The sequence below is a fragment of the Mesorhizobium sp. BAC0120 genome (assembly GCF_033542235.1).
In the GTDB taxonomy this organism is placed as follows: Bacteria; Pseudomonadota; Alphaproteobacteria; order Rhizobiales; family Rhizobiaceae; genus JAWRCU01.
Window position 1 is genome coordinate 250425 of sequence record NZ_JAWRCU010000006.1, and the last position, 13978, is coordinate 264402.

Below are 13978 nucleotides of genomic sequence, written 5' to 3' on the forward strand. Positions count from 1 at the left end.
CCGTTGGCGCACAGCGCCATGACAGGACCCAAGGCGACCATGACAAAGAGAATACAAAACGAAACGGCGGCCGCGCCGCTCCCCCTCTTTTACAAGGACCCGGTGCTTCTTCGCTTTGAAGAACACGGCGACGTCGGGCTGATTTCGGCCGCGGATTTCAGCTTTGCCGCTGAAGCTGTGGCCATTCCACTTTGCGCCGGCGAGTTCACCGTGGCCATGCGCCATTATCCGATCGTGTTTGCCATGGGCGAGCAGGCCGCGCCGATCGCGTTGGTCGCCATCGAAGAGAAGCGCAATCTCTTTATTGAGCGCGACGGCACCTGGCGGCCGGGCAGCTACGTGCCCGCCTATGTCCGCCGCTATCCATTCATCGTGACGGAAATCCCTGGCCAGGGGCAGCAACTGCTTTCCGTCGATCGTGGATCTGATCGCTTCGTCGCAAAGGTTTCTGCCACCAGGGATGACGCGCAGCGTCTGTTCGACGCCGAGGGCAAGCCCACACCCACCGCGCAAAACGCGATGGCATTCTGCCATGCCTACCATCAGGACTACAGCAACACGGTCGCCTTCGGCCGGGCCCTGGTCGCCGCCAAGGTGCTCGAGCCCTACCACGCCGATTTCCGTCTGCCCGACGGCTCGCGGCGTCAACTCGATGGCTTCCTCGCCGTCAACGAGACGGCATTCCGGGCGCTTCCGGCCGACACCGTCACCGAATGGCACACAAGGGGCTGGCTAACCCTCGTGGCCCTTCATCTCGCTTCCATGCAGAGCTTTCAGGCTCTGCTCGAGCTCAACGCGCAGCGGGCAAACGAACGAAAGGCGCTCGCGTGATGCGCAGCAAGATCCGTTTCATTGGCTATTCGTGCCTCGCAGCCATCGCCATCGCCGGCGGCGTGACAACATGGCTGGTTTCGGAGGGAGGCGTCGCAACGCCGAGCCAAGCCGCTTCGGTCAACGAAAACCACGAGGACCCGGCTCCGCAGCGTCTCCAACTCGCGCCGGTACCGACCACAGGCGGCGGCTCGACGCTGCCGGGCGGCGCGTCTTCGCTCACCGAGACCTACAAGGATTGGCGTGTCGCGTGCGTCCAGCAGGGAACAGCGAAACGATGCGCCATGTCGCAGGTGCAGACGCAGCAAAACGGCCAGCGCGTCCTCGCCGTTGAGCTGAGCCCGCCGAGCGGCAACACCATCTCCGGCACGCTCGTCATGCCCTTCGGCCTGGCGCTCGATTCCGGGGTTGCTTTCCAGATCGACGACAACCCGGCGATGCAGCCAATCCGCTTCCGCACCTGCGTTCCCGGTGGATGCCTCGTCAACATCAGCTTCGACGCGCCGACGCTTGTGGCGTTGCGGGCCGGCGCGGCGCTCAAGGTCAAGGCCACGGCCGATGGGGGTGCATCCGCGCCGTTCTCCATTTCGCTCCAGGGCTTTGGCACAGCTCTCGACCGCGTGGCGGCGCTCGCCCGATGATGTCGCTGATCCAGATTTTGGTGGTCGGCGCGCCAAGGGCGCGGAGCGTGTCGACGGCTTCGTGCAATCGGCCCGTCGATGAGCCAGGGCGCGTCGACGCGGTCATGGCGCAGCGCAGCCACAAAGGTCATGGTTTTCCAGTGACCATTTGGTACCTTGGCCTTGATCCGCTGTCCGACCGGCGCCCAGCCCGGTAGCGAGGCCATGTTGGTCTTGATCCAAGTCTCGTCGATGAACACCAGGCGGGCGGGATCCTGATACTGAACCCACCGCGCACGCCGGCGCGCTATATCTGGACGATCGTGCTCAGCTGCAATCAGCGTCTTTTTTTGTGACTGAGCTTCTCGGCGTGCACGAACTCCCTTACCGAGCGGTAGTCGACCTTCAGGCCGCGCTCGCCAAGCTCGGCCACAAGGCCACGCAAGGTGACATCCTTCGTTCGGCAGCGCTCAAACAGCCAGTCGCGCCAAGCCCCCGATATCTTCTTCGGCTTGTAACCGCCGACCTGACGGGGGCCGCGCTGCCGGTCTCTTCCACCCGCTTCAACCATTCAATCGCTGCGCTGTAGCTGACGCCAAATCGGGCTGCGGTGGCACGCCGCGAAAGCCCTTCAATCTGGACCGCCGCAAAAACCCGCTCGCGCAAATCCATCGAATATCGAGCCATCGATGCTGGCCTCCTGCTCAGCATCGAGGTTGAATCAGATCGTTGCTGATTTGGGAATCCCACGACTCCTACAAATCTCATCCCGCTCTAAACGTACAGCCGGAAGCTAAGTTGCGCATAGCCGCTCTGCGCCGCTTTTTTGCCGCCGGAAGAAGGAGTTGGATTTCCTGCAAGCTGCCCGGCGACTTCCTTGCGCTCGCTTGTCGCTGGGACGTCCGTTTCGTCTGCGGAGCAGCTTTGCGCTTGATCCTCGGTAGCAAGTCTAAGATGCACTTCCCATCGCCCGCTTCCAGCTTAGACCAATGCCTCGTGCTGCGCTCGGCCGAGGCTGACGACGGCGGCGACGCCGGCGAAGGCCCCGGCCAGCACCAGCGCCATCTCCGGAGCCGAGGCGAGCGGGACGACCGCGAAGATGACCGCTATTACGATGGCGCCGAGTGTCTGGCCGGTCAGCCGCGCAGTGCCTTGCATGGCGCCGGCAGCGCCGCTGCGCGCCTTGGGCGCCGACAGCAGCAGGATGCGGTTGTTCGGGGTCTGGAACAGGCCGAAGCCGAGGCCGGCAATCGCGGTGCCGATAATGAAAGTCGCTCCGCGCGGATCGGCCGGCAGTAGGCCGACGCTGGCGAGGCCAATGGCCAGCAGGGCGCCACCCGCGGCGCAGAGCGAGGCCGTCTTCACCCGATTGGCCAACCGCCCGGAGATCGGCGCGATCACCGCCACCGCCGCTGGCCAGGGCATCATGTAGAGCCCCGCCTCCGTCGCTGTCATGCCGAGCCTGTGCTGGAGGTAGAAGGGCAAAGCGATCAGGCCCAGCATCTGGCCGGTGAAGCAGCAGACCGAGGCGATGACAGAGGCTCGGAACGCGGGTGTGACCAAGAGATCGATCGGCACCAGCGGCGCTGCGCTTCGGCGCTCGATCCGCAACAACGCCAAGAGGCAGACGACCGACGCAGCGATCAGCAGGCCACCCGACACCGGGGTCTGCGCGACGCGGTCGGCGCCGAGGAAGAACAGGACGAACATCAGGGTATTGGCAACCAGCGCCTTGCCATCAAGCCGGCGCGCCACGCCCTCCGCCCGGGCCAGAACGGCACCGGACGCCAGCACGACGATACCGAGCGGGATGTTGACGGCGAAGAGCCAGGGCCAAGATGTCACTGCGAGGATCGCGCCGGCTATGCCCGGTCCGGCGGCCGAGGCGATGGCGATTGTCATGGCGTTGACACCGATGATCGTGCCGAGGAGACGCTGCGGCACCGAGAACCGCAAGTTCATGATGCCCAACGCCATGATCGCGCCGCCACCGAGGCCTTGCACGAACCGCGCGGCCACCAGCATGGGCAGGGTGCTGGAGAAGGCACAGCCCGCCGAGGCCAGCGTGAAGAGCGCTACGCCCGCGAGAAAGACCCGCCGGGGCCCGACCATCTCGCCGATGACGCCACAGGGCAGCAGCGCCACCAGGACCGCGAGTTGGTAGCTCGAAACGACCCAGACAGTATCGCTCGGGCTGGCATTCAACGAGGCGGCAATCGAGGGCAGCGCGATGTTGGCTATGGCGCTGTCGAGCACCACGAGCACCAACGTCAGGAGGAGGACGGCTATGGCGACGTGACGGCGTGGCGTCGGCAGGCCGTCGGTAGGGAGCGTGAGAATCGACTGGGACATAAGAGCTTTCCTCTGTGACGCAGTCCTGATATGGCGCCGCTAAGAATTGCACCAGACGCAACGAACTCAACAGACCCTTGCGTAGAACGCCATGCGTGACATCGACCTGAACCTGCTCGCCGCCCTAGATGTCCTGCTCCAGGAACGTAGCGTGACCCGGGCCGCGCACAGGTTGCGGCTCAGCATTTCTGCAATGAGCCGCACCCTGTCGCGGCTGAGGGAGGCGCTCGGCGATCCCGTATTGGTGCCGGCCGGCCGCGCGATGGTGCTCACGCCTCACGCCGAGGCCATCGCGGATCAGGTGCGCACGCTTACAGCAGGGGCGCAGGCTGTGCTGCGGCCGCCGGTGCCGATTGATCCCCGGAACATGGAACGCGAGTTCACCATGCGAGCCAACGAGGCCTTTACGCAACTCTATGCCGCAAAGCTGAGCGCGGCAGTGTCGGCGGTGGCACCCGGCGTTCGGCTGCGCTTCTTGCCGAAGCCCGATAAGGATATCGGGCCGCTGCGGGACGGTACGGTCGATCTTGAGATTGGGGTGATCTCTGGCGATGGCGGTGAACTTCGCGCCCAGACTCTCTATCGCGATACCTATGTCGGTATCGCCCGGGCCGGCCATCCCCTCTTCGATGCGCCGGTCACGCCGGAACGGCTATGCGCCTGGGGCCATGTGGTGTTCGCTCGGCGGCGGGGTCGTTCGAGCCCGGCAGACGAGGCGCTGGCTGCCCGCGGGCTCTCGCGCCGGGTGAGTGTCATCGTTCCGGGCTTTCCGGCGGTGATCGCCGTGGTATCGGCCTCCGACTTCCTTGGTCTCGTCCCGCGCTCTGCCTGCCTCGCACTGCCTGGCTACAAGACAGCGCTCTTCGATCTGCCTATTGCAATGCCCGAGATCGTCGTGTCGCAGATCTGGCATCCGCGGATGGATGGCGACGCCGGCCACCGCTGGCTTCGCGCGATGGTGTTCGAGTCCTTCCGCAAGGGCCCCTGACCGACGGTGCTGGCCCTCAATTCGAGAATTGTGACCGTAGGGGAAAAGTCGTCAAGCGGTAGCGCAACATCAAGCCGATCACGACAGACGGACCTTGGCACTCAAGGCCATCCTGGCAGCCAACTGGACGAACGGCCATTTCGCGCGTTCGATGTAGTCATGAATGGCACATCGAAGACGACGGGCTCCCTTTCGTTTGTTAAGAACGCGGCTCCGCCAGAGGTCCTAGGAGCTCGGTCCCGCCTCTTTGGAAGCGCGCGTCTCCCTTCTTGCGAGGTCGTTCAACCGATCGACTTAACAGGTTCAGCAGCGCCGTATGCTATGGTTTCCATGCGGAAAAGCAATCCGCCTCAGTCATCGACTGTGGCCCGCGGGTTCGTTCGGACTTTCGTGCGCCTGCCGCGCCCGATCCTTTACGAACGGTTGGCTCAGGCTCCGGCTCATTGGCAATATGCTCCCTCGCCGCCAAACTCGGTGAACGCGTGCACCTGTGCGCCTATCCCCGGCATGTGCGCTCACATTCGTTTTCGTGACGTAGGGTGTCCACCTCTTTTCAGGAAGCTGCCGGGACGCACAAATTCCAGAAATACTCGCGCCCGATCGATATGCATTGGTCCTGCCGTAAGTGCAATATTTTTGCACTTATGCGGCATTTAATTCCGTTTGCGTTCTGCATTTAAGGCATGCAGCTTGGATATTGTCACGAGCCGTGACCTAGACTATGCAAGATGACGCGCAAGTCGAAATCATCCAATATCCTTACTCGCATGAACTGCCGCAGGAACACCGCATCGAATCCGCCCGCTCGAAGGCCTGGAACGATATCTCAAGGTGGAGGAAGGCGGAGCGCAAGCGACTGATCGACGAGCGGCTGGCGTTGACGCCAGAGGAGCGCCAGATTCGTTCAGGACGCATCGCCAGCCTTCTCGACTCCACGATTGGCAATTTTGCCGGCCGCATCGTCGGCTCTTACTGGCCGTTTCGTGGCGAGCCGGATCTGCGTAACTGGGGTATCATGATCATCGAGCGCGGTGGGCGGATCGCGTTGCCTGTCGTCGTTCAGAAGGGCTGGCCTCTCGAGTACCGGACCTGGTCGCCCGGCGATCCACTGGAACGCGGCTTCTGGAACATGCTCGTCCCAGCACGTGGTTCTGCCGTACAGCCGGATATCGTGATCGCACCCGTGGTCGGCTTCGACGATGCAAACTACCGCCTAGGTTACGGCGGCGGATTTTTCGACCGGACGCTGGCAACCATGACGCGAAAGCCGCTGTCCATCGGTGTGGGGTACGCCCAGAGCTGGATACCGACGGTTTACCCTCAGCACCACGACGTTCCCATGGATGTGATCGTTACGGACTGATTGGGCACACAGGCAAGGCCTGGCGCCATCACGACGGCGGCACCTCGAAGCACCGTCCCCGTTCCGACACCGGGTCTGTGGCAACAGAAAGGCAGGATGCATGTCGGACACCACGAGCACCGAGATGGATCACACACCGCGTTTTGTGACGCGCTGGCTGTTTTCAACCAATCACAAGGACATCGGGACGCTCTATCTCATGCTGTCGATGCTGGCGGGCATTCTCGGCACCGGCCTGTCCGTCGCCTTGCGCATGGAACTGCAGGAGCCCGGACTCCAGATCTTCTCGGATCCGAACCTCTACAATGTCGTGGTCAGCGCGCACGGTCTGGTGATGATCTTCTTCGTCATCATGCCGGCGCTGATCGGCGGCTTCGGCAACTGGTTCGTGCCGATCATGATCGGCACACCGGATATGGCCTTTCCCTCATGAACAACATCTCGTTCTGGCTTCTGGCCGCGTCGCTTTGCCTGTTCGTTCTGTCGATGTTCGTTCCGGGCGCCTCCGGATCGACCGGCCACAGCGGCGGCTGGACCCTCTATCCGCCCTATTCGACCGATGACCAGCCAGGCCCGGCCATGGATCTCGTTATCCTGTCGATCCATCTGTCGGGCGCATCCTCGATCCTCGGCGCCATCAACTTCATCACAACGATCCTCAATATGCGCGCGCCGGGCATGACGATGCACAAGATGCCGCTCTTCGCCTGGTCGATGCTGGTACCCGCCTTCATGCTTCTGCTGTCTCTGCCTGTGCTCGCGGGCGCGATCACGATGCTGCTAACGGACCGCAATTTCAGCACCACCTTCTTCGCGCCCACCGGCGGAGGAGACCCGATCCTGTACCAGCACCTGTTCTGGTTCTTTGGCCACCCGGAAGTCTACATCATGATCCTGCCGGGCTTCGGGATCATCAGCCACGTCATTTCGACCTTCTCGAAGAAGCCGATCTTCGGCTATCTGGGTATGGCCTATGCCATGGTGGCCATCAGCGTGATCGGTTTCGTGGTGTGGGCGCATCATATGTTCACGGTGGGCCTGTCGGTCGATACCCAACGCTATTTCGCCTTCGCCTCCATGGTCATCGCGGTACCGACCGGGGTGAAGGTCTTCTCCTGGCTGGCGACGATGTGGGGCGGCTCGATAAGCTTCAAGACGCCAATGCTTTGGGCGACCGGCTTCGTGCTGCTCTTCACCATCGGTGGCGTGACCGGCGTCATGATCGCCAATCCAGGCGTCGACCGCATGCTCCACGATACCTACTTCGTCGTGGCGCATTTTCATTACGTGCTGTCGCTCGGGGCCGCCTTCGCGATCTTCGCGGGCTTCTATTACTGGTTCCCGAAAATGACCGGCTACATGATGAGCGAGACGCTCGGCCGCATCCACTTCTGGCTGACCTTCGTCGGCGTCAATCTCGTCTTCTTCCCGCAGCACTTCCTGGGGCTCGCCGGCATGCCGCGCCGCGTCGCCGACTATCCCGACGCCTTCGCCGGCTGGAACTTCATGGCGTCGGCCGGCTCCTATGTCTCGGGCGCGGGACTGATCGTCTTCTTTTTCGCGGTGGCGGAGGCGTTTGCACGCAAGCGCGTCGCGGGAGCCAATCCGTGGGGTGAAGGAGCGACGACGCTCGAATGGACACTGTCCTCACCCCCGCCCTTCCATCAATTCAATTCCCTGCCTCGCATACGCTGAAGGGGGTCGTTGTGAACGAAGCCTCAGACGTCGCCAATAACGCGCCCGCAATCATTCTGTTTTGTTTATGGTGGGCGTTTCTCTGGGCTCTAGACATCCTGGCAACGCCGGACGCTGCGAGAAAGTCCAAGCACACAGCAGCAAAGTTTCCGAAAGGCAGAGCACCGACCGTTGCAGAGGAATCGAGCCTCGCACGGCTTTGCGAACTCGATCCGAAGTTTAGCGCGGAGTCCTTCCTGAGGGGTGCGCGGCGCGCGTACGAAGTTGTCCTTCATGCCTACGCGATCGATGATAGCAAGACGCTGCGACCGCTCCTCTCGACCGAGGTGCTCGCGGCCTTCGCTGTCGCCTGCTCCGAGCGGATAGAAAGGCAGGCAACGCTGGAATTATCCTTCATTGGGATCGATTCCGCCAAGATTGTGAACGCCGCGACGTCCGCTGACTCGATGGAGGTTACCGTGCTCTTCCGAGCACTGATCGTCAGCGCAGAACGCTCCGCCGCCGGCGACGTAATCAGCGGCGACCCAACTGCCGTTACGGCGACCGCGGACCTCTGGACATTTTCGCGATCCCTGTCGGCCGGACGCGGCGGATGGGTCCTCATCGCAACTGATGAAGGATCGCAACTGGAATAGGTCACCTGCCCTCTTCAAGGAACTCCTTCAACACGATGGCCTGGTTGTGAGCCTCGTCCTTGGCGCTGTAGAGAAGCGTGACGCGGCCGCGGCCGCCACTCTGACGCAAGATCGCTATCTGATCATTTCTCGCCCCCAACTCGGCGCGATAGCGGTGTCGAAACCCGATCCACTTCTTTGGATCGTGCCCAAACCACCGGCGCAGCTCGGCGCTCGGCGCGATCTCCTTTAGCCAGAGATCGACGTGGGCTTCATCTTTCTTCAGGCCACGAGGCCAGAGGCGGTCGACGAGGACCCGCAGGCCGTCGTCCTCCGCTGACGGTTCATAGACGCGCTTCAAACGGAGCATCATGAGGGTCTCACTGATCGGGCGTCGAGATCAAGGAAAGCCGAATAGCCGCGAACCGTGTTCAGCTCGGAAATTGCGGACATGACTGTCTGCCTTGCGTCAACCGTGAATCGCCTCCTGGCTCCGGATTTGATCCACAGGACTGACGATAGCAGAAGTATTGGATCTGACGATTGGCATGACAAATGAATTTATCTGGTCATTGAGCGCAATTTTCTTGCACCGCTCTCCTTCGCTGCACTTTATTGGCAAAGACAGCAGAAATATTGCTCAGAACCTTCATTTATATTCAATTGCTTTGCATCGAACAATCTTGCAGCGTGTCATGCGTGGATCATGGTCGGGCTGATGGTCGGTTATTGGATAGATGCCGGCCGTCCGTGACGTGGGTGTTGCTCATGACCTTCAGGCCGGATTTTTCCAATCATCGTCCTCAAGATAGCCAGCCAGGCCACGAGTGGGTCTCCTGCTCAAATGCGGACAATTCCGGCTGCACGGATAGCGAGGAACGACGTGATTGGACGGATTTCGATAGCGCCACCGAAAACCTTCTCCAATTAAGCCAGCAGGCGCGGACCATACGAAGACTGGCGGCCCTAGGCGAAATGGCCGGCGGAATCGCGCACGATTTCAGGAACTTGTTGGCGGCGATCGAATCCGGCTTGAGACTGGCCGAAAGAAATGCCGACGAGCCGGAGCAGGTTCGAGCCTATTTCGCGGCCATGCGTGACGGTATTCACCGGGGATTCGAATTGACCTCGCAGCTGCTGGCCTTTGCAAAGCATCGGAAGCTCGATGCGCATTTTGGCGACGTCAACGAATTCCTCAAGACATTTGAACCTTTGCTCAGATATGGGGCGGGACCAGACATCAACGTCAGGTTTCGATTGGCAAGCGATATTCCGACCTGCCTCGTCGACCCGGCACTATTCGATGCAGCGATCCTCAACCTGGTTGCTAACGCCCGGGACGCAATGCCAGCCGGCGGCGTCATTGAAATCGCGACGGAGCGGTTTGTACAGCAAACGACGACGTCTGATCCCCCTGGATCGCGGACTTATGTCCGCATCCGGGTAAAAGACTGGGGCTGCGGTATAGCACCTGACGTGCTGGAAAGGGTGTTCGACCCGTTCTTCACCACGAAGGGGGAGAAAGGCACCGGAATAGGATTGCCACAGGTGCATGCATTCGCTGAGATGTTTTGCGGCTATGTCCAGATCGCGAGCGAACAAGGAATTGGAACGACCGTCGATCTATTTCTTCCATCGGCCGAACTCGATCTATGAATCTCACCATAGGCGGTTATCGGCGATCATCGCTCGCCTGTATTCCGCCTTCGTCGAGATGCCCAACAATACCAGCCGATCTCGAGGCAACGGACGGCTGCGTCCTATTCGATCCCCCCGTTTGAAATGGCGTGGAGCCCGGCCAAGGCCGGACCTGTCACTGTTTCATCCGCATTCGCCGACTGGACCGCGTAGACCGGATACGAGAACTGCGGCATTTCGGGGACGAGTTGGAGTCGTCCGGCCACGATATGAGGCTGCACCGCACTCATCCTGAAGTAGCCGGCCCCGCCCGCTGAGAGGACGTAGCTGAGCGCGAGCGGACCGAGATCCATGAAAAGGTCCGGCCTAAGGTCCGGCAGATTCATACCATGATGCAGCGTGAACTCCGGTCCCCAATCCATGTACACATATTCGGCGCCATCTTGGAGCCGCGCCTCAGGATTGGTCGTAACAAGGACGAGTTTTTCCTCGAGCAGTAGATCGATTTTCAGCCCTGGTCGATGTTGGGGCGCGTACATGATCGCCACATCAACCATCCCCGATGCGACTTGGCTGATCAAGTCCTGCGGCACGTCGACGTGCACGCGAAGTGCGATGTCCGGAAGCGACCGACGCATCCATTTGACCCAATCCAGCAAAAGTGGCTGCCAAAGACTGACTTCGCTGCCAACGCTCAGAACAGCGCGACGACCAGGAGGCATGGCAACCTGATGAAGCGTGCGCTGCCACAGCTGGACGAACATCGGAGCATGACGCAGGAACTGTTCGCCGGCTGGAGTGAGCGAAGCTCCACCTTTGTGCCGAATGAAAAGCTGCCGTCCCAGTTGTTGCTCGAGAGTTCGAATTCGCGCGCTCACGGTCGTCTGAGCGACATTCAGCCGGTCCGATGCTCGAACAAAACTTCCGGTCGAAACGACCTCAATGAAGGTACGCGCCAGTTCGATGTCCATCGACTTATGACATAAGTTTTGTTCTTAAATGTCAATCAAGTTCATTTTTTAAATAGATGAGAAAAAAGACAGATCGCTGGGTATATATGCCTAAACTTGCATCCAACAAGAAACTTGCGCTCAATCGCCGATTAAATTCGTTTGTATAACGTATCGAGGAGCCGCACTGTAGATAATCGGACGCGGACAGTCATGAGCGCCACCGCCTTCCCCGTGGTGGCAGAGGCGAAGGGGCCCTACTGTTCAGACGTTGAAATGGTCATTTTTGGATCGCCAGGGATGAAGACAATGGCTGCCGATGACACCAAACACGACTTGCCCGATCTGCTCCAGGGTATAGCGCTTGCCGACCTTCCCGACGGCGGCAAGTTACTCGGCCACTGCGGCGGCGATCAGGTATTGGTCGTGCGACGTGGTACCGAAATTTTTGCGGTCGATGCGCACTGCACGCACTACGGCGGGCCACTCGCAGATGGCCTGGTGGTCAACAACACCGTCCGCTGCCCATGGCATCATGCATGCTTCGACCTGCGCACCGGCGAAGCTTTGCGCGCACCCGCATTCAGAGGACTGGCACGGTGGTGGGTGGAGCAGCGAGACGGCAGGGTTTTTGTCGTCGGAAAGCGCAAACGAATGGAACCAGCACCGGGCGGCAAGGCTTCCGGAGCGGACTCCGAGAAAATTGTCATTGTCGGCGGAGGCGCGGCCGGCTTTGCTGCCGCCGACAAGTTGCGACGCGAAGGATATCAAGGCAGCCTCACCCTGCTTAGCAACGACGAAGCGCCTCCCATTGATCGGCCTAACCTCTCCAAGGATTACCTTGCTGGAAAAGCGCCCGAGGACTGGATTCCCCTTCGAAGCCATGATTTCTACTCAAGGAACGGTATCGACCTGCGTCTTGCCACGGACGTCCTGGGCATCGAGGCCGCCGCTCGACAGGTCGTACTGGCGGACGGAAACCGAATTCCTTACGATCGGCTATTGCTCGCGACCGGCGCCGAACCCGTCCATCCAACCATCCCCGGTTCCAACCAGCCACATGTTCTGACCCTGCGTTCACTCGCGGATTGCCGGGCGATCATCGAACGCGCCCGCAGCGCGCGCCGAGCCGTCGTGCTGGGCGCCAGTTTCCTCGGCCTGGAAGTTGCCGCGGCCCTGCGCGCACGCAATGTCGAGGTAAATGTGGTAGCACCCGACAAGCGGCCCCTGGGGCGTGTCCTGGGTGCGCAAATGGGCGACTTTATCCGTGCCCTCCATGAAGAACATGGTGTCGCATTCCATCTCGAGGATACCGTTGCTGGTATTGACAAAACCAGCGTAGTCCTTGCCAGCGGCGGCATATTGGCGGCCGATTTCGTTGTAGCAGGAATCGGCGTGCGTCCGCGGACCGAGCTCGCCGAGCGCGCTGGACTTGCCGTAGACCGTGGCGTGGTCGTGGATGCCTTTCTCGAAACGACCGTGCCAGGAATCTTCGCGGCAGGCGACATCGCACGCTGGCCAGATCCTCGCAGCGATGAAAGCATCCGTGTCGAGCATTGGGTCAGCGCCGAAATGCAGGGTTCAGCCGCTGCGGTCAATATGCTCGGCCGTCGCGAGCAATTCGTCACTGTCCCGTTCTTCTGGACTCAGCACTACGATGTTCCCATCAACTATGTTGGTCATGCTCGGCAATGGGACGAGATCGTGATCGACGGCGAAATCAACGCCAGAGATTGCCTGGTGCGCTTTAAGTGCAAAGGACGCGTGCTGGCGATCGCCTCTATCTTCCGAGACACCGAAAACCTTGAGGCCGAACTGCAAATGGAGCGCGAGAGCGCGAAGTAGCCAAGGAGATCTTTGTATCGCGTCCCCTTTTCCGAAACTCATGCTTATCGAAAGGGTCCTATATATGTACTGGTCACCAGACGAAGGCAAAGGTACCGACAGAACTCCTGTATCCGCGGAACGCCACGCAAGAAGTGTCGTATTTGTCGGTGACATCGCCAAAGATCCGTTGAACAGAATCCCAACTTCTGTCGAAATCTTCGAGGACGGCGGCAGATGGTATTGCTGGGTCCGGCGCGGACGTCAAACTACCCGCCCACTGGGGCCCTACACGAAATTGCAAGCTGAGCAGGTGCAGGATTCCCGAAGGTCGCTTCTGGCCCAGAGAGGGACCGCTGACGTCGTGTTCGATAAACCGGCCTTTCAACCGACACGGCCCACCGACCAGCTTACGATTGCTCGACCTTCCTCTGTCACGTTCGCCACGGTCTTGAAGTCTATGTTCCTGCGACTGATCAACTTCTGGCGCTCTTTGCACGACTGAGCGCCATCATCGCTACGCGAAGGACTGGTCCATAGCTTACAATGTTTCTCTTCGCTCGCGACAGCGATGGTCCACAGTTCTCCCTGTTAGCTCAATACCCGGCCAAGTGTCTCGATGCGCCCGCTTGAGGTCTATTGATACAACGTGCCCTCCGCCTGTGGGGCGCCGATGACGGGGATCAGAATACAATAAATGAGCTACGCTGGTGAGGCCGCCCTCGCAAGGTCGTTGATCTTCCAAAATTGATCTGAGCCAATGCCCTCTGCTGTTTGAGAATTCTCCTATTGAGGCCTGGGTGACAGACGGGCCAGCGATCGGGTCGCTGTTCAACACACGCACAACACTGCGATGCGTGAGGAAGCCTGCCGAAGAGGGCGTGGCGAGGACCCCTGTCCTCCTGGAGGTCAACCTCCGCGGCTTGCTCGTCCGCGAGTACTTCGGCCTGAGACATGGCAAAGAACCGGAGATCCGGGAGGGTTGAACACCTTGCGGACAGCAAAGTTTAGACTACCATCGGGAGGCTTCGAAGGCCATGTTGATACCAAGCCACCGAGGAGGACAGATGCCCCAAAAACGGCGTACCCCGGGGCGGTCCGAG

The 13978-nt window shown here is 60.6% G+C and carries 10 protein-coding genes and 2 pseudogenes; 8 read left to right on the forward strand and 4 right to left on the reverse strand.

Annotated elements, in window-relative coordinates; all coding sequences use genetic code 11:
• Window positions 1-3 precede the first annotated feature (3 nt).
• Window positions 4-831: a SapC family protein gene (locus SAZ10_RS16465; RefSeq protein WP_318610398.1), complete on the forward strand. Its 828-nt coding sequence runs from the start codon at window positions 4-6 to the stop codon at window positions 829-831.
• Window positions 831-1472, forward strand: a complete 642-nt coding sequence (locus SAZ10_RS16470; protein ID WP_318610399.1) for an invasion associated locus B family protein — start codon at window positions 831-833, stop codon at window positions 1470-1472. Before SAZ10_RS16465 ends, SAZ10_RS16470 begins: the two co-directional genes overlap by 1 nt.
• A gap of 53 nt (window positions 1473-1525) precedes the next feature.
• On the opposite strand, the pseudogene SAZ10_RS16475 reads toward SAZ10_RS16470, so the two are convergent.
• A pseudogene (locus tag SAZ10_RS16475) lies at window positions 1526-2138 on the reverse strand (IS630 family transposase); the annotation flags it as partial.
• 294 nt (window positions 2139-2432) lie between these two features.
• Complete coding sequence (locus tag SAZ10_RS16480; RefSeq protein WP_318610400.1) at window positions 2433-3803, reverse strand: MFS transporter; 1371 nt, start codon at window positions 3801-3803, stop codon at window positions 2433-2435.
• 91 nt (window positions 3804-3894) lie between these two features.
• On the opposite strand from SAZ10_RS16480, the gene SAZ10_RS16485 reads away from it, so the two are divergent.
• The 4 genes and pseudogenes from SAZ10_RS16485 to SAZ10_RS16500 all read left to right on the forward strand — a co-directional run bounded on the left by SAZ10_RS16485 (window position 3895) and on the right by SAZ10_RS16500 (window position 8484).
• Window positions 3895-4791 carry a LysR family transcriptional regulator gene (locus tag SAZ10_RS16485; RefSeq protein ID WP_318610401.1) on the forward strand — a complete coding sequence of 299 codons (897 nt, stop codon included), beginning with the start codon at window positions 3895-3897 and terminating at the stop codon, window positions 4789-4791.
• Between the two features lie 721 nt (window positions 4792-5512).
• A complete protein-coding gene (locus SAZ10_RS16490; RefSeq protein ID WP_318610402.1) occupies window positions 5513-6154 on the forward strand; it encodes a 5-formyltetrahydrofolate cyclo-ligase in 642 nt (213 codons plus the stop codon).
• A gap of 100 nt (window positions 6155-6254) precedes the next feature.
• A pseudogene (gene ctaD, locus SAZ10_RS16495) lies at window positions 6255-7849 on the forward strand (cytochrome c oxidase subunit I).
• Window positions 7850-7860: 11 nt separating this feature from the next.
• Window positions 7861-8484, forward strand: coding sequence for a Tim44/TimA family putative adaptor protein (locus SAZ10_RS16500; RefSeq protein WP_318610403.1), 624 nt, complete (start codon window positions 7861-7863; stop codon window positions 8482-8484).
• Window position 8485: 1 nt separating this feature from the next.
• On the opposite strand, the gene SAZ10_RS16505 is transcribed toward SAZ10_RS16500, so the two are convergent.
• Window positions 8486-8836 (reverse strand): DUF488 domain-containing protein, encoded by a 351-nt coding sequence (locus SAZ10_RS16505; protein ID WP_318610405.1) that lies wholly within the window; start codon window positions 8834-8836, stop codon window positions 8486-8488.
• 395 nt (window positions 8837-9231) lie between these two features.
• On the opposite strand from SAZ10_RS16505, the gene SAZ10_RS16510 reads away from it, so the two are divergent.
• Window positions 9232-10119, forward strand: a complete 888-nt coding sequence (locus SAZ10_RS16510) for a sensor histidine kinase (RefSeq protein WP_318610406.1) — start codon at window positions 9232-9234, stop codon at window positions 10117-10119.
• 104 nt (window positions 10120-10223) lie between these two features.
• Here the strand turns inward: SAZ10_RS16510 and SAZ10_RS16515 are convergent, their stop codons facing one another.
• Window positions 10224-11072 (reverse strand): LysR family transcriptional regulator, encoded by an 849-nt coding sequence (locus SAZ10_RS16515; protein WP_318610407.1) that lies wholly within the window; start codon window positions 11070-11072, stop codon window positions 10224-10226.
• Between the two features lie 288 nt (window positions 11073-11360).
• Between SAZ10_RS16515 and SAZ10_RS16520 the strand changes: the two genes are divergently transcribed.
• Window positions 11361-12896 (forward strand): FAD-dependent oxidoreductase, encoded by a 1536-nt coding sequence (locus SAZ10_RS16520; protein WP_318610527.1) that lies wholly within the window; start codon window positions 11361-11363, stop codon window positions 12894-12896.
• Window positions 12897-13978: the final 1082 nt, after the last annotated feature.